This is a genomic window from Pseudophaeobacter sp. (assembly GCF_039971195.1).
Taxonomy (GTDB): Bacteria; Pseudomonadota; Alphaproteobacteria; order Rhodobacterales; family Rhodobacteraceae; genus Pseudophaeobacter.
In genome coordinates this window covers 1-15,104 of record NZ_JBDWPJ010000235.1, presented here as the reverse complement: position 1 = coordinate 15,104, position 15,104 = coordinate 1, and the positions used below count along the sequence as shown (strand labels likewise).

At 60.4% G+C, this 15,104-nt stretch carries 15 protein-coding genes; 10 read left to right on the top strand and 5 right to left on the bottom strand.

Annotation, left to right across the window (positions count from 1 at the left end):
• Positions 1-137: 137 nt before the first annotated feature.
• Positions 138-1,067 carry an ATP-binding cassette domain-containing protein gene (locus ABJP42_RS20435; RefSeq protein WP_348343771.1) on the bottom strand — a complete coding sequence of 310 codons (930 nt, stop codon included), beginning with the start codon at positions 1,065-1,067 and terminating at the stop codon, positions 138-140.
• A gap of 82 nt (positions 1,068-1,149) precedes the next feature.
• Here ABJP42_RS20435 and ABJP42_RS20430 point away from each other — a divergent pair, with 82 nt between their 5' ends.
• From ABJP42_RS20430 to ABJP42_RS20415, 4 genes are all read left to right on the top strand, one after another.
• Positions 1,150-1,332, top strand: a complete 183-nt coding sequence (locus ABJP42_RS20430) for a zinc-finger domain-containing protein (protein ID WP_348343769.1) — start codon at positions 1,150-1,152, stop codon at positions 1,330-1,332.
• Positions 1,329-2,006: a DUF2459 domain-containing protein gene (locus tag ABJP42_RS20425; protein WP_348343767.1), complete on the top strand. Its 678-nt coding sequence runs from the start codon at positions 1,329-1,331 to the stop codon at positions 2,004-2,006. Before ABJP42_RS20430 ends, ABJP42_RS20425 begins: the two co-directional genes overlap by 4 nt.
• A 188-nt stretch (positions 2,007-2,194) precedes the next feature.
• A complete protein-coding gene (locus ABJP42_RS20420; protein ID WP_348343765.1) occupies positions 2,195-3,913 on the top strand; it encodes a bifunctional helix-turn-helix transcriptional regulator/alpha/beta hydrolase in 1,719 nt (572 codons plus the stop codon).
• A 103-nt stretch (positions 3,914-4,016) separates the two neighbouring features.
• Positions 4,017-4,433 carry a CBU_0592 family membrane protein gene (locus tag ABJP42_RS20415; RefSeq protein WP_348343763.1) on the top strand — a complete coding sequence of 139 codons (417 nt, stop codon included), beginning with the start codon at positions 4,017-4,019 and terminating at the stop codon, positions 4,431-4,433.
• Positions 4,434-4,651: 218 nt separating this feature from the next.
• On the opposite strand, the gene ABJP42_RS20410 is transcribed toward ABJP42_RS20415, so the two are convergent.
• The gene (locus ABJP42_RS20410; protein WP_348343761.1) at positions 4,652-5,086 is read right to left on the bottom strand and encodes a hypothetical protein; all 435 of its coding nucleotides are present in this window, start codon (positions 5,084-5,086) and stop codon (positions 4,652-4,654) included.
• A 327-nt stretch (positions 5,087-5,413) separates the two neighbouring features.
• Between ABJP42_RS20410 and ABJP42_RS20405 the strand changes: the two genes are divergently transcribed.
• Together ABJP42_RS20405 and polA are read left to right on the top strand one after the other, a co-directional pair.
• Complete coding sequence (locus ABJP42_RS20405; protein WP_348343759.1) at positions 5,414-6,079, top strand: hypothetical protein; 666 nt, start codon at positions 5,414-5,416, stop codon at positions 6,077-6,079.
• A 159-nt stretch (positions 6,080-6,238) separates the two neighbouring features.
• Positions 6,239-9,046, top strand: coding sequence for a DNA polymerase I (gene polA, locus ABJP42_RS20400; RefSeq protein WP_348343757.1), 2,808 nt, complete (start codon positions 6,239-6,241; stop codon positions 9,044-9,046).
• Positions 9,047-9,442: 396 nt separating this feature from the next.
• Here polA and ABJP42_RS20395 read toward each other — a convergent pair whose 3' ends face one another.
• Together ABJP42_RS20395 and ABJP42_RS20390 are read right to left on the bottom strand one after the other, a co-directional pair.
• Positions 9,443-9,652, bottom strand: coding sequence for a DUF2798 domain-containing protein (locus ABJP42_RS20395; protein WP_348343755.1), 210 nt, complete (start codon positions 9,650-9,652; stop codon positions 9,443-9,445).
• Between the two features lie 99 nt (positions 9,653-9,751).
• Positions 9,752-10,507: a hydroxypyruvate isomerase family protein gene (locus ABJP42_RS20390; protein WP_348343753.1), complete on the bottom strand. Its 756-nt coding sequence runs from the start codon at positions 10,505-10,507 to the stop codon at positions 9,752-9,754.
• A gap of 224 nt (positions 10,508-10,731) precedes the next feature.
• On the opposite strand from ABJP42_RS20390, the gene ABJP42_RS20385 reads away from it, so the two are divergent.
• A complete protein-coding gene (locus ABJP42_RS20385; protein WP_348343751.1) occupies positions 10,732-11,043 on the top strand; it encodes a cupin domain-containing protein in 312 nt (103 codons plus the stop codon).
• A gap of 5 nt (positions 11,044-11,048) precedes the next feature.
• Here ABJP42_RS20385 and ABJP42_RS20380 read toward each other — a convergent pair whose 3' ends face one another.
• The gene (locus ABJP42_RS20380; RefSeq protein WP_348343749.1) at positions 11,049-11,636 is read right to left on the bottom strand and encodes a DUF1285 domain-containing protein; all 588 of its coding nucleotides are present in this window, start codon (positions 11,634-11,636) and stop codon (positions 11,049-11,051) included.
• A gap of 64 nt (positions 11,637-11,700) precedes the next feature.
• Here ABJP42_RS20380 and ABJP42_RS20375 point away from each other — a divergent pair, with 64 nt between their 5' ends.
• The 3 genes from ABJP42_RS20375 to ABJP42_RS20365 form a co-directional block, all read left to right on the top strand.
• Complete coding sequence (locus tag ABJP42_RS20375) at positions 11,701-12,708, top strand: AAA family ATPase (RefSeq protein ID WP_348343747.1); 1,008 nt, start codon at positions 11,701-11,703, stop codon at positions 12,706-12,708.
• A complete protein-coding gene (locus ABJP42_RS20370; protein ID WP_348343745.1) occupies positions 12,705-13,622 on the top strand; it encodes a DUF58 domain-containing protein in 918 nt (305 codons plus the stop codon). Before ABJP42_RS20375 ends, ABJP42_RS20370 begins: the two co-directional genes overlap by 4 nt.
• The coding region (locus ABJP42_RS20365) for a BatA domain-containing protein (protein WP_348343743.1) at positions 13,619-15,104 on the top strand (1,486 nt) is incomplete at its 3' end. The genes ABJP42_RS20370 and ABJP42_RS20365, both read left to right, overlap by 4 nt.

The following is a 15,104-nucleotide window of genomic DNA, read 5'->3' as shown; positions in this document are numbered from 1 at the left end:
AGGGCAGATGCGCCTGTCCGGCAATCTCAGAAACCCGCAGCGGCTCTGACAGACCTGCCTCAATATAAAGCAAGGCCCTGGCGATTTTAGCTCGGTTTCGGTCCTCAGTCTTCATCGAAGCGGCCTTGCTCCCCTTCTCACCCCGATTTGGTCAGCGCCAGGAAGACATCTTCGAGATCGGCCTCGGCGGTTTTGACATCGCGGATGGAAATCCCGGCGGCATGCACTGCGGCCAACACCTCGTCGGCGCTGGTTGCCTTACTGTGATACCGCAGCAGTACCGCGCCATCGTCCCGCAACTCGGCCGCAATGCCTGGCCCCTGCGGCAGATCTGTTACTGGGCTGGCGGGCTGCACCACCATGGATTTGGCATCCAGCCGCCCCAGCAAATTGGCGGTGCTGTCGCGCGCCACCACGGCGCCTTGGTCAATAATGGCGATCTCGTCGCACATCTCTTCGGCTTCTTCCAGGTAATGGGTAGTCAGGATGATGGTCATGCCCTGCTGGTTCAGCTTGCGGATATTCTCCCAGAGCATCTGCCGCAGCCCGATATCAACCCCGGCTGTGGGTTCATCCAGCACCAGGATATGTGGGTGATGCACCAGCGCCTTGCCCAGCAACAGACGCCGCCGCATGCCCCCCGACAGGGTGCGGGCATAGGCATGGGCCTTGTCGGTCAGGCCCACCATCTCGAGGATCTCATCGCTGCGGCGGTCCTGTTTTGGCACGCCATAAAGCCCGGCCTGCACCTCCAGCGCGCCGCGCGGGGTGAAAAACGGGTCCAGGTTCAGCTCCTGCGGCATGACGCCAATGGACGCCCGGCTTTGGCGCGGGTTGGCATCCTGGTCAAAGCCCCAGATCGTCACCCGACCAGAAGTTTTCCGCACCAGGCCGGCCAGAATATTGATCATAGTGGATTTACCCGCACCATTGGGACCCAGCAGGCCAAAGACCGAGCCGCGCGGAATGGTCAGGTCCAGGCCCTTCAGTGCCTGTTTCTCCGGCTGGCCCTTTGCGCCCCTGTAGGTTTTGCGCAAGCCTTCGATACGGATTGCCTCATCTCTCATCGCAGCACTTGCCCCCGGTTTTGGCATCAGACATACATGGTTCCACCATGCGCCTAGCCGAAAATCATAAGGACCGCCAGCGATGACCATTGAAGCGCCCGAAACCAAGATCGTTGAGACTTACCGTGTTGCCTGCGACGGCGGCGAAGGCGCGTTGGGCCATCCCCGGATCTATCTGCAGATCCCCGAGGGCGACGGTTTTGTGGAATGCCCCTATTGCGACTGCAAATACATCCACAAAGATCACGTCGACGCCGCCGCGTGATCCGCCTTTTGGCAAAGGCTTTGCTTTTGCCGCTCGGGTTTGCGACCACCTATTGCCTTGCCGCCCTCATTGGCGCGGTTATTCCAGCAGGGCCTACAACCAGCGCCAATGTCGATCGCCACCACGAGGTCCTGCTGGTGGCTGGCCCCATCCATTATGATTTCCTGCTCCCCCTGAACAAAACCACTCGGGCACGGTTTCAGTTTCTGGAACCCAGCGGCCTGCCCGTGACACATCCAGATGCACAGTGGCTGGTCATAGGATGGGGCGCACGCGCCTTTTACACCACCAATGACTACAGCGAGTTGACAGCCTCTACGGTGCTCAAAGGTGTCTTTGGCGATCGCTCTGTCTTGCGGGTTGATGTGCTTGGCGCTTTGCCAAACCTGCCAGACCTGCCCGTTCTGCGCTTTGACGAGGCAGAACTGGGTGCTTTCTTAACTGCTCTAACCCAGAGCTTTGAACAAAGCTCCGGGCCTACCCTTCAGAGCCTGGACCACCCGGGTTTTACCGCGAGCGACCGTTTCTTTGCTGCCAAGGGGAGTTTTCATCTGCTGCGTACCTGCAACACTTGGGTTTCCCGCATGATCCAGGCCTCAAGGCAAAGGTTTGGTTATTGGACACCCTTGCCCGTTTCGGTGCGGATCTCCCATTGGCTCTACGCCACGTCCTAGAATTTGGAAAGGTGACTGGGGCAGCGCAATGGACCACACCACAGTATCCCGTATCCATTGCCAAGCCTTTGAGGTGCTGAAGCTGAGTTGCAGAGTTACCTTCTCACCTTGACAGACTGCGACCATGTATTTTTATTGACTTCTTTTTCTGCGGTGACGCCGCCCTTCTTATATGAGCAGATTTGGCGATGGTCGATTCAATTGACACCACACAAGACGCGCCCGATCAGACCTCGCTGATCCAGACCATCTACGAAGTGGCCGTTGATCCCCATGTCTATGATCGGCTGGTGGATCTTTGGGGGCAGCACTTGCTGGCGACCCTGGGCGACAACCCCCTGCAGGAGGAAGGCACCACCGGACCCTCCAGCGAAATTGCCGAACATCTGCTGCGCTCCTTCGAGATTCTGGACCGGCTGGGACGCCAGGAGCAACCGAGCCCGACACCGACACAGGAACGCGCCGAAATCCGGATCTCCCGGCGGGGAGAGATCATCAGCTGCAGCCCGCTTGCCAGTGAGGTCCTTGGCGCTCACCCCGGCGATGCCTTGTTGGATCTGGCTGTTTCAGCGGAAACCGCCACCCGGCTCAGCCAGGAGATCAGCGGCAAAGAGACCGGCTACCCCGGTGAGGTCTTTGTGTTTTTTGCCAAGGGCGACAAGCACCCCTACCCCATGGTGCGCGAGCTGTCCGGTGACACCGATGGCAGCGGCGCAGGTGGTTTTGTGCTTGCCGGGCTGCACAACCGTTGGACCGAGGCCCATGATCAGATCCTGCGGCAGATGTTTGGCCTTACGGCGGCAGAAACCCGCGTTGCCCGCGAATTGCTGACCGGCGCCAACCTGCGCGACATCGCAGAGACCACCGGGCGTTCGGTTGACACCCTGCGCACCCAGCTCAAAGCCATCAGGCGCAAGACCTATACCGCCAATCAACAGCAATTGGTGCGGATCATGACCGGGCTGGAAGCCCTGATCAAAACCGGCAGCCCCGAGACCCAGAATGCAGCGGGCAGCGAGCATGTCTTTATCCTGCAGGACGGGCGCAAAATGGCCTACCGGATCTTTGGTCCGGAACGCGGCACCGCCTGCTTGTTTATCCACAACATGCTGAATGGTCCCAATTTTCCACCTGAGGTGATCCAGGAAATGCAGAACCTCGGGCTTCGGTTCATCTGTCCGGTCCGTCCCGGGTTTGGCACCAGTGACATGGACCCGGTTTCAAAAAAGACCCCCGCCGAAGCACCAGACCGGTTTTGCGCGGATATGCTGCCGTTTCTCGAACATCTGGGCTGCAGCAAGCTGTTGGCCATCGGCCATATGTCCGGCGCGCTTTTTGCTTTTCGTCTGGCACAGCTGCACCCGGAACTGGTGCAGGGAGTTTTTAATATCTCGGGCGCGGTTCCGATCACCGAAATGGCGCAGATCCGCGCCATGCATTACCGCCAGCAGGTCATGGCGATGACCGCGCGGTTCACTCCGCGGATGCTGCCCACCCTGCTGCGGGCGGGCATCGCCCAGATTGATGCCGGCGGCGTCGAGGGGTTTCTCAATGCGCTCTACCGGCCCGGAACCCCGGACCGCGCCCTGGCAGAGCGTCCCGAGCATCGCGATACCCTGTTCAAAGGCTTTCGTCAGATCGTGCAGCAGGGTCATTGGAGCTTTGCCATCGATTCGCATCATGTGGTGCGCGACTGGTCAGATTTCTGCAGCAATCTGACCCAGCCAGTCACCCTAGTATACGGCGAAGCAGATCCCGTGGTCACCCCCGTCAGCGTCCAGAAATTTGCCACCCGCATGGGGTTCAACTCCCACTGCTATTCGGGCGTAGGCCAGTTGGTGCTCTATCAAGAGCCAACAGACGTGCTGCAACGGATCGCCAGCATGGCGCGGGCGAATTTCCGCTAATTCCCATTATTTTTTGCAAAATCCGCGCCGCCTACCCCATCGGGGGTATGACCGCTGCCCCCAGCTCTGACTAAGTACTTCTTATTGTTTAAAGGAGTTTCTCATGAGTGAGCTTCTGTTTTTATTACGGCAGCACCCTGAAATGTTGCAATTTATTGGAGTCATTGGTTTTTCACTATATATTACGGCCTTCACTCTGCTGCAGACCGGTCGGATCTGCGGCAATAGCGTTGGTTACACCTGCTTTGTCGTCACCGCAGCTTCCTGTGTATTAGTCAGTTTGGTTTCGGCCTTTAACCTGGCGGCATTTTTGATCCAGGCGAGCTATGTCTGCCTTGGGCTTTTTGGCCTGATGCGACGTTATGTGATCCGCAGAATGCGGTTTAATCGCCATGAACCCGAACCTTTGCGGCAGAGTTTTGCCGCCGAGGTAAGGCAAGCACGACAAAGGCGCGCCGTCAAAACGCGTGCTTTTCGATCGGATCAAAGCAGGTCTATTTCCCAGGCTCATCAGTTTTAACCTGAAAGCACTGGGCCCCTAACACGGGGGCGAGTTCCTACCAGATCTCTCCACATCCCCCCTGTTCCCTGCCCTGGCGTTTGTTACCTCTCGCCGGGGCAGGGGTATTCACCTCCAAGAGGCTGCTCCCAAGTCCCAGTTTTTTTAAGTGCAGGCAGCAAGAGCCGCCAGAAAGCCAGTCTGCTCGAGAAAACAAATCGCCCCGAACACTGCCGGTTTCAGTCTGCAATGCTACGCCATTGCCGCTGACCAAAGAGGGAATCGACTGTGCCCTGAAGACCCATCCAGTCAATTGCAGCCTGCAGATCATCGAAGATTTGATTATCAAGCTTTGGAGACAGATCAGCATAGCCCATATACATTCGCGCGATCCCATATGGCAGGGCGCCTGGCGCATAGAGGGCTTGGCGAATTGGCTGCGGCAGTTTCTCGACCTGCTTTTTGATCACAACACTTTGCAGATACATGTCCGTGCCGGTGATCGACGAAGAGGTCAGCGCCGACATATCAGAGATGGAATCGACAAAAGGCCCGACACCAAAAACCTCGACCATCTCCTGGAACAACTGGTTCTGCTGCGCCTCGGTGCTGCGCCCTTCATAGACTATCATCATAACGCCGGGCGGTGACAGGAAATCAAAGTGTACAGTCATAAAATCCGGTTCCCCCTGTGATTGGCCAAGCTCCCCAGTGCACCACGGTGCCAGACTTTGGCCGATGTTCCCATTGATCTACCATGGTGTCAAAATACGCCCTCAGCAATGATCGTATTGAGCGCGCCATGATGGAAAGCAGCGCAGGACCGCGGCAACCAGGCCTGAGATACAGCCCTGTTGCTGCTGCATAGAGGTGCGGAGCATCGATCCAACACTCCCCACTAAGCCAAAGGCCTACAGCGGATAAGCCTCTCTTTGACCATCGCCAGTGGTGCAGTTACTCATTGGTTGGATTTATCACAGCCGGTTTTCAAAAGGTCTCCCGTGAAAAAACAACCTATTCTATGTGTCACAACCGGCAGCTCCCAGGTAAACAAAAACTGGTTCCCCGGGGCGCTCAGCGGGCAAGAGGACGGAGAGGGCGGCTTCCTCTTCACCCGGGAACAAGCAGAAAAATTCACCTCTTATTGGACCCGGGCTGCACAGGATGTGCTGGAAGCCCGCGAAATCAAATCGCTCTCCTTTGGCGGGATCTGGTCCAAGATGAAAGGCAGAGACGTGGCCTATGTCACCCTTGACGGTCGCAACATCAATATGATTTTCCGAACGCTGGACACTGAGCCAACCCTGCATATCAAGGCCGGTGACTCCTACAAACTGCGGGTGGACGTCGTGCTGCTGGCGTTGGATGTACTGGCCGATGCCGTTCACCGTGCCCAGGAAAACGAGCCGCTGGGATATGCCAAAGAGCCCGAAACTGCTCTGGGAGGTATGCTGGGCGGCAACAATACGTTTTTGAAAATGCTGAGATCCAGTGCCGATATGGACCGGCAAAACAAAGCGATGCTCGAGGCATACGGTGGGAAATGGCCCGACAAGACACAGACGCGTGCCGGGCAGTACCATCTGGACCATCTGCGTGAAATTGCCTTGAACAGGTGCGATCTGAAGGCCTCGCTGGATCGCCTGATGGGACCGCTGCGAGGTTGAACCGGGGATCGCACCTGTGCTGCAAACCTGTTCAAGACCTTCCGCTTCAATGATCTGATCTGCCTGCAACTTGGGCCAGTTCCTGCAATGGGCAATTGCCCTTGCCTGCCGTATCGCGGATAACAAAGTCCAAACGCGCAACACCCGGAGTATCAGGCCATGAGCGAGAGTAAATTCGGCAAAGGCTGCCATCTGCATCTGATCGATGGCTCGGCCTTTATCTTTCGGGCCTATCACGCGCTGCCGCCGCTGACGCGCAAATCCGACGGGCTGCCCATCGGCGCGGTGGCGGGCTTTTGCAACATGCTGTTCAAACAGGTCGAAGACAACAAAGGCCCCGATGCGCCGACCCATGTGGCGGTGATCTTTGACCATTCCGGCAAGTCTTTCCGCAATGACATGTATGACCTCTACAAGGCCAACCGCCCCCCCGCGCCCGAGGATCTGCGGCCTCAGTTCCCGCTGACCCGCGATGCCACCCGCGCCTTTAACATTGCCTGCAAAGAGGTCGAAGGCTTTGAGGCCGATGACATCATCGCCACCCTCGCCCGTCAGGCCCGCGATGCCGGCGGGCGCTGCACCATCATCTCGTCGGACAAGGATCTGATGCAGCTGGTTGGTGGCGGCGTTGAAATGCTGGACGCGATGAAGAACAAGCGCATCGACAGCGATGGGGTGCACGAGAAGTTCGGCGTCGGCCCCGACCGGGTGGTCGATGTGCAGGCCCTGGCTGGTGATAGCGTCGACAATGTCCCAGGTGCGCCAGGCATCGGCATCAAAACCGCTGCGCTTTTGATCAATGAATATGGCTCGCTCGAAGAGCTGCTGGACCGGGCCGAGGAAATCAAACAGCCCAAGCGCCGCCAGACCCTGATTGAGAATCGCGACCAGATCGAGATGTCCAAACGCCTGGTGCAGCTCGATTGCGCCATGGATCTGGATTTCACCATCGAAGATCTTGAAGTGCAGGAGCCCGAACCCGAGGCGCTGCTGGGCTTCCTGTCGCAGATGGAGTTCCGCACCCTGACCAAACGCATGGCGGATCAGCTCGGGCTTGAGGCCCCGGCACTCCCCGAGGCCGCCACCCCGGGCGCAGCCACCCAGGCGGAACCCGCCGCAGCGGTACCGTTTGACGCCGAAAGATATGAATGCGTCAGCGATGCTGCCACCCTGCAGGGCTGGATCGACCAGATCTATGCCCGCGGCTATGTGGCAGTGGATACCGAAACCACCGGGCTGGACGCGATGGTGGTGGATCTGGTGGGGGTTTCGCTCTGTGTAGAGCCGGGCACGGCCTGCTATATCCCGCTCACCCATAAACAGGGCGGCGATGATCTCTTTGGCGGTGAAGGCCTGGCAGAGGGGCAGATGCCGTTGGAACAGGCCCTAGAGATGCTGAAACCGATGCTCGAGGATCCGGCGGTGCTCAAGATCGGTCAGAACATGAAATATGACGCCAAGATCCTGCACCGCTATGGGATTGATGTGGCGCCAATTGATGACACCATGCTGATGTCCTATGCGCTGCACGCGGGCGAGCATAACCACGGCATGGATACCCTGTCGGAACGCTATCTCGACCACACGCCGATCCCGATCAAGCCTTTGCTGGGCACTGGCAAATCCGCCATCACCTTTGACCGGGTGCCCGTCGCAGATGCAGTGCCCTATGCCGCCGAGGACGCCGATGTCACCCTGCGGCTCTGGCAGCATTTCAAGCCCGAGCTGCACCAACGGCAGGTCACCACGGTCTATGAAACGCTGGAACGTCCCCTGGTGCCGGTGCTGGCTGGGATGGAGCGTAATGGCATTAAGGTGGATCGTGACACGCTGAGCCGCATGTCCAATGCCTTTGCCCAGAAAATGGCAGGCCTAGAGGATGAGATCCACACATTGGCAGGTCAGCCCTTCAATGTCGGCTCCCCCAAACAGCTCGGCGAGATCCTGTTTGACAAGCTGGAGCTGCCCGGTGGCAAAAAAGGCAAGACCGGCGCCTATGCCACCGGCGCCGATATCCTTGAGGATCTGGCCACCGAACATGCGCTGCCTGGCCTGGTGCTGGACTGGCGCCAGCTCAGCAAACTGAAATCCACCTACACAGATGCGTTGCAGGATCACATCAATCCGGACACCGGCAGGGTGCATACCTCCTATATCCAGACCGGCGCCAATACCGGTCGCATGGCCTCCTCTGATCCCAATCTGCAAAACATCCCAGTGCGGTCTGAAGAAGGCCGCCGCATCCGCGAAGCCTTTATTGCGGAACCGGGAAATGTTCTGTTGTCGCTCGACTACAGCCAGATCGAGCTGCGCATTCTGGCCCATGTGGCGGGGATCGACGCGCTGAAAGCCGCCTTTGCCGCTGGTCAGGATATTCATGCCATGACTGCCTCTGAAATGTTTGACGTGCCGATGGAGGAGATGACCTCGGATATCCGCCGTCAGGCCAAGGCGATCAACTTTGGCGTCATTTACGGCATCTCCGGCTTTGGTCTGGCCCGCAATCTGCGCATCCCGCGGGCCGAGGCACAGGGCTTTATCGACCGCTACTTTGAGCGCTTCCCCGGCATCCGCAGCTATATGGACCAGACGGTAGAGTTTGCCAAAGAGCACGGCTATGTGCAGACGCTCTTTGGCCGCAGGATCCACACGCCCGAGATTGCCGCCAAGGGTCCGCGCGCCGGCTTTGCCAAACGTGCCGCCATCAATGCGCCGATCCAAGGCACCGCCGCCGATGTGATCCGCCGCGCCATGGTGCGCATGCCCCAGGCCATCGCCCATCTGCCAGCACGGATGCTGCTTCAGGTCCATGATGAACTGCTGTTCGAAGTACCCGAAGCAGCCGTGACAGAGACCATCGAGACTGCCCGCCAGGTGATGGAGAACGCCGCCGATCCGGCGGTGCATTTGGATGTAAAACTTAGCGTCGATGCCGGACAGGGCAGCAACTGGGCCGAAGCGCACTAATCCCTCACCTGGCAGAACCAGCACCCGTTCAAGAAACCAGAGAGGCGGGGCTCCCGCCCGTCTCGGAACAATCAAAGATTGGTCCTCCCCCGTTGGGGGTGGCGCCGCGCATCTGCGCGGCGCGGTCGCTCGCTACTGTTGACCTCTCGCCCGTCTTAGTCCGTTGCGGGTCAAGGGCGGCAAAGCCGCCGCGCGCAGCGCGGCTTGCCCTTGAGGCGCAACGGACTGCCCTAAACTCGATGAGGCGCGTCAGGGCAAACCTGCCCCTGAAGCGCTTCTCAGCCAAGCCTGCACCGCGCGAAAGCGCGGTGCCACCCCCAACAAAAGAAAGACATCCCCCACGGGGGATGTTTTGGATTTGGCGGGAGCGCTCGCTTTGCAGCTCACGGGCTCAGATTACGACGCAGGCGCCTTTGTCCATTTGCCGACCAAACGGCGCACATAGGGAGAGGCAATCAGAACCACCACAAAGGCAATTGGCCAGCCAAGAGACCAGGCGCCAAGCCAGGCCGACAGGGTTGCCGCAGAGAGCCCCACGGTCTTGACCGCAGCCATCAGGGTCACGATGCAGGACATCAACCCGGACAGGATCAGACTGACTATCACGGGCGCAAAACGGGCAGGTATCATGGCAGGGTCCTCGAAAAAGCAAAACGAACCGCATAAATACATTCTCAAAAAAGAATGTAAATATCGGCGCGCCTCTCACCCCTGCATCCAGGTCAGACTATCCTCGGTCCGCAGGGACGAGGGCGTGTATTCCGCACTGACCCAGCCTGCGTAGCCACTGTCATCGATGGTCTGAAACAGCGCTTCAAAATCCACCGGGCCAGTCCCGGGCTCACAACGGCTGGGAGCCGCCCCGATCTGCACATGCACCGCCTGTTTGCCAAAACTCTCCCAGACCTGCGCTGCATCGCCATGGATCATCTGTGCATGATAGGCATCATACTGCAGGCCGAGATTGGGCCGGTTCACCGCCTCCAGCACCTCCACCGCGAGGTTATAATCATCGAGGAAATAGCCCGGCTGATCGCCGGCATTCAGCGGCTCGATGGTAAAGCGCTGCTTGGGGGCAAAATCGGCGGCCCAGCGCAGGTTGTCGATGAAGGTATCGCGCGCCTCCTCGCCCTTGGCATAGCCCGCCATGATGTGGATGAGCCCGACATTCAGCACCTCACCATAGCGCAGCACCCGGCGAATATCGCGCTGGAAGCGATCGATGCCGCCAGGATGCGCCGCATAGCCCGGCACCCCGCCAGTATAATTCGGCGGCGGCGCATTGATCAGCAAGAGCTCCAGCCCATTGGCGAGCAGCGCCCGCTGGGTGTCCTTGGCCGCGAAATCGTAAGGAGAGAGGATCTCAACCGCCTTGAACCCGGCATCCGCTGCTGCGCGAAACCGGTCCAGATAGGGCAGCTCCGCAAAGAGCATTGAAATATTTGCCGCAAATCTTGGCATTGCAGAGACCTCCTATCTGTCGTCGCCCATGGTCTAGCCCTATCGTCGCCTCGCCGCCAAGCAGAGAAAACAACGCATTTTATTGTCGCAAGGTCACCAAAAGGCAGGGCTTTTACAAGGGTTTGATCGCCTGCAGGCCGCTAACTGGCTCTAAACACAGATCCATCTGAACCTATTTCAACAGCTGACCGCCCGATTTGATGACGAAAAACAGGAGAAGCTCTATGTGCACAGCAACAGGAACCGCGACCCCAATCGAGCACATCCTCAATGCCCGTGTCCGGGTCACGCAATGGCACTTTGTCAAATCAGGCGACAACACCGGATGGCATCAGCACGAATATGACTACGTGGTTGTGCCGCTTTTTACCGGGGTTCTGGAAATTGCCAACGAAGATGGCAGCCGCAGCCTCGCGCAGATGCAGGAAGGCGTGCCGTATTTTCGCAAGGCCGGGGTGCGCCATGATGTGATCAACGGCAATGACTTCCCCTGCGCCTTTGTCGAGACCGAGCTGCTGGAAAACAGCTGCGCATAGGAAAGTTACTCCAACTCGTCAGAGGGAATGACCGGAAAAAACATCCCAGAGGACCAAAGGCCAAACCAACCCTCATGATGGCACCCCAGCTCCACCAGCCGATAAAAACTTTTGCGATCAATCAGCGCCTCCAGATCCGCCCGCACCAAGACATAGGGGGAGGGCTCGCCGGTCTCAGCATCGCGTTCCACCCGAATCGGATGGTCCGGTCCCGCCTGCATTTCGTCGCCCACATGGGTGGTAAACTGCAGCACCTGCGCCTCACCCTCACCTGAGGGCTCAAAATCCACCGCCACAAAGGGGGCGTCATCCACGGTGATGCCAACTTTTTCCACTGGGGTCACAAGGAAGTACTTGCCCTCTTCGCGCTTCAGAATTGACGAAAACAGCTTCACCAGTTCAAAGCGTCCAATCGGTGTGCCAAGGTAGAACCAGGTGCCATCACGGGCGATGCGCATGTCCAGATCACCGCAGAAGGGCGGGTTCCACAGATGCACCGGCGGCAATCCGCCTTTGCCCGCGGCCTTACCTGCTTCCTTGATCGAGGTCGCCAGCCCATCTGCCGATGGTGTCACAGTTTTTTGTCCACTCATTGCTTTTGCCATTTCCCTCAACCGCGATACAGTACGACCATATATCCGCCGTGAAAGGAATGTCATGTCCGAACCCGACGATCTGCTGGCCAAAATTGAAGCTCTGGAAGCGAAGCTGCAACTGGCGCGGGACTCGATCACCCGCCGTTTCATCGGCCAAGAGAGGGTCGTGGACCTGACGCTGGCCACTCTGCTCTGTGGCGGTCACGGTCTGCTGGTGGGCCTGCCCGGTCTGGGCAAGACCCGGCTGGTGGAAACCCTTTCCACTGTGATGGGGCTGGATGGTAAGCGGGTGCAGTTCACCCCGGACCTGATGCCCGCCGATATCCTTGGCTCCGAGGTGCTCGACACCAAGACAGACGGCAGCCGCGCCTTTCGTTTCCTGCCCGGGCCGGTGTTTTGCCAGCTATTGATGGCGGATGAGATCAACCGCGCCAGCCCGCGCACCCAGTCGGCTTTGTTGCAAGCGATGCAAGAGCGGCAGGTGACGGTGGCAAGCGCAGACCGGCCACTGGGGCTGCCCTTCCATGTGCTGGCCACCCAGAACCCGATTGAACAGGAAGGCACCTACCCGCTGCCCGAGGCGCAGCTGGATCGCTTCCTGTTCCAGATCGATGTGCCCTATCCCACCCGCGACACCGAGCGTGACATTCTGCTGACCACCACCGGCATCGAAGAGGGCGCCGCCCATCAGGTCTTCGCAGCGGAAGAACTCATCGCCGCGCAGGAGCTGCTGCGGCGCATGCCGGTGGGCGAATCAGTGGTCGAGATGATCCTCGATCTGGTACGCGCCTTCCGCCCCGAAGAGCCCGGCGTCTCCGAGCAGGTGGCGCAGACTGTGGCCTGGGGCCCAGGCCCCCGCGCCGCCCAGGCGCTGATGCTGGCAGTGCGCGCCCGCGCCCTGCTGCAAAGCCGCCTGGCCCCCAATACCGAAGACGTGTTGGATATGGCGCTGCCGGTGCTGAGCCACCGGATGCAGCTGAGCTTTGCCGCGCGCGCCCGTGGTGACAGCCTCAGCGATCTGATCTCCCGCACCGCCGCCGAACTGGCAGAAAGCCGGATCGCCGCATGAGCCAGACTGCCGCCCCCAACGCCGCCGCCACCGGAGGCAAGGCCTCTGCGGCGCAGCTGCGCGTCAGCGCCGAAAGCGAAGCCAGCGCCCTGCCGCCGCTTTTGGTGCAGGCCCAGCAGCTGGCCGGATCAGTGCTGAGCGGTGACCACGGGCGGCGACGCGCCGGTATGGGCGATGACTTCTGGCAATACCGCCCGCTGCAACAGGGCGATAGCCGACGGATGGTGGACCACCGCCGCTCGGCCCGCGGCGACGTGCAATTTGTCCGCGAACGCGAGCTGCAGATTGCCCAGACCGTGCATCTTTGGGTCGATCAGGGTGCCTCGATGCGTTTTGCCTCCAGCCCCGATCTGCCGCGCAAAATCGACCGGGCGCGGCTGATTGGCCTGGCGCTGTCGATCCTGATGCTGCGCGGCGGTGAACGGGTGGGCCTTACTGGTGGCAGTCTGCCGCCAAGACGGGGCAACCTGCAAAGCCTGCGCCTGGCCGAGGCGCTCAGCGCTGATGACGCCGCAGACTATGCGCCGCCGGAAGATCGCGCCATGGCGCCCCATGCGCGGGCGCTGTTTATCTCGGATTTCCTGGGCCCCTTTGCGCCGCTGGAACAGGCACTCTCCAAGGCGGCAGATCGCGGCGTTCAGGGCGTGGTGCTGCAGGTTCTGGACCCCGCCGAAGAGAATTTCCCCTTTGCCGGGCGCACCCGGTTTGAAAGCGTCAGCGGCGGGCTCTCTCATGAAACACTGAAAGCCGCCTCGCTGCGCGAGCAGTATCTGGACCGGCTGGCAGAGCGGCGCGACGCGCTGGAACACCTCTGCCGTGTCGCCGGGTGGCGCATGGGCCAGCACCACAGCAATGACAGCGCGCTATCCGCTCTGATGTGGCTCTATCATGCGATGGATCGGGGCCAGCCATGACATTGATTGCCGGTATTGGCTTTGCCTCCCCCTGGTTGCTGCTGGGCCTCGCGGCCCTGCCGCTGCTGTGGATCCTGCTGCGGGCGGTGCCACCTGCGCCGCGCAAACAGATCTTCCCCGCTGTCACCCTGCTGCTGGGTCTCAGCGATAAGGACAGTCAGTCTGATCGCACCCCCTGGTGGCTTTTGCTGCTGCGCCTGTTGGCCGTGGCCGCTGCAATCCTGGGCTTTGCCGGACCGGTACTGAACCCGTCACGAGAAATCACAGGCTCTGGCCCCCTGCTGCTGGTTCTGGATGGCTCCTGGGCCGGAGCCAGCAACTGGTCAGCCACCCGCGAGCAGATCTCTTTGCGGCTCGACGAGGCTGGTCGCGCCGACCGCCCGGTGGCTCTGCTGCAGCTGACCACGCCAAAGCCGCTGCAGTTTCAGGCCGCCTCCAGCTGGCAACAGCAATTGCCCGGCCTGATGCCACAGCCCTGGCAGCCCGGCCCTGATCAAATCACCGAAGCGCTAGAGCAGCTGGCCGCCAGCAATGGCGGGTTTGATACCCTTTGGTTCAGCGATGGTCTCGCCTATGAAGGCCAGTCGGCGCTGAGCGCGGCACTTACCCCCCATGGCGAGGTTACAGTTGTCTCCTCTGGCCTGCCCGTCCTGGGCTTGCAGCCGCCCGTTGCCAAAGATGGCGCGCTCGAGATCTCTGTGCTGCGCAGCCAAACCGATGGTACCGCCGCTGCCCCACGAGAGGTTCTGGTGCAGGCCCGCGGCCGTGATCCCGGCGGCACCCAGCGCAGCCTGGCGCAGGTCACTGCCAGCTTTGATCCGGATGCGCTGACCGCAACTGTACTGCTGTCCCTGCCTGCTGAGCTGCGCGCGCGGATAGACCGGTTTGAACTGGCTGATCAAAGGTCAGCCGGGGCGGTTGCCCTTAGCGATGACAGCCTGCGTCGCCGCGAAGTGGCGCTGATCGCCTCAGGCGCGGCTGACGAAGGCCTGGCGCTGCTCTCGCCGCTGCATTACCTGCGACAGGCGCTGAAACCCACCGCGGATCTGATCGAAGGCAGCCTCTCCGATATCCTGCCGGCCAACCCGGATGTGATCGTGCTGGCTGATGTGGCGCGGCTCTCACCGGATGTCGAAGAGGCCCTGGCCACTTGGGTCGAGGCCGGCGGCTTGTTGCTGCGCTTTGCCGGGCCGCGTCTGGCCTCCAGCGATACCGCCCGCGACAGCGAAGAACGACTGATGCCGGTGCGGCTGCGCATCGGCGGCCGCAGCATCGGCGGCGCCATGAGCTGGGGAGAGCCCAAGACCCTCGCCCCCTTTGCCGAGGGCTCGCCCTTCCTTGGCCTGACCATTCCCGCCGAGGTCTCGGTCACCTCGCAGGTGGTGGCGCAGCCAGACCCAAGCCTGGCCGACCGGGTCATAGCCGCCCTGGACGATGGCACGCCGCTGGTCACCCGCAAGCCGCTGGGACAGGGGCAGGTGG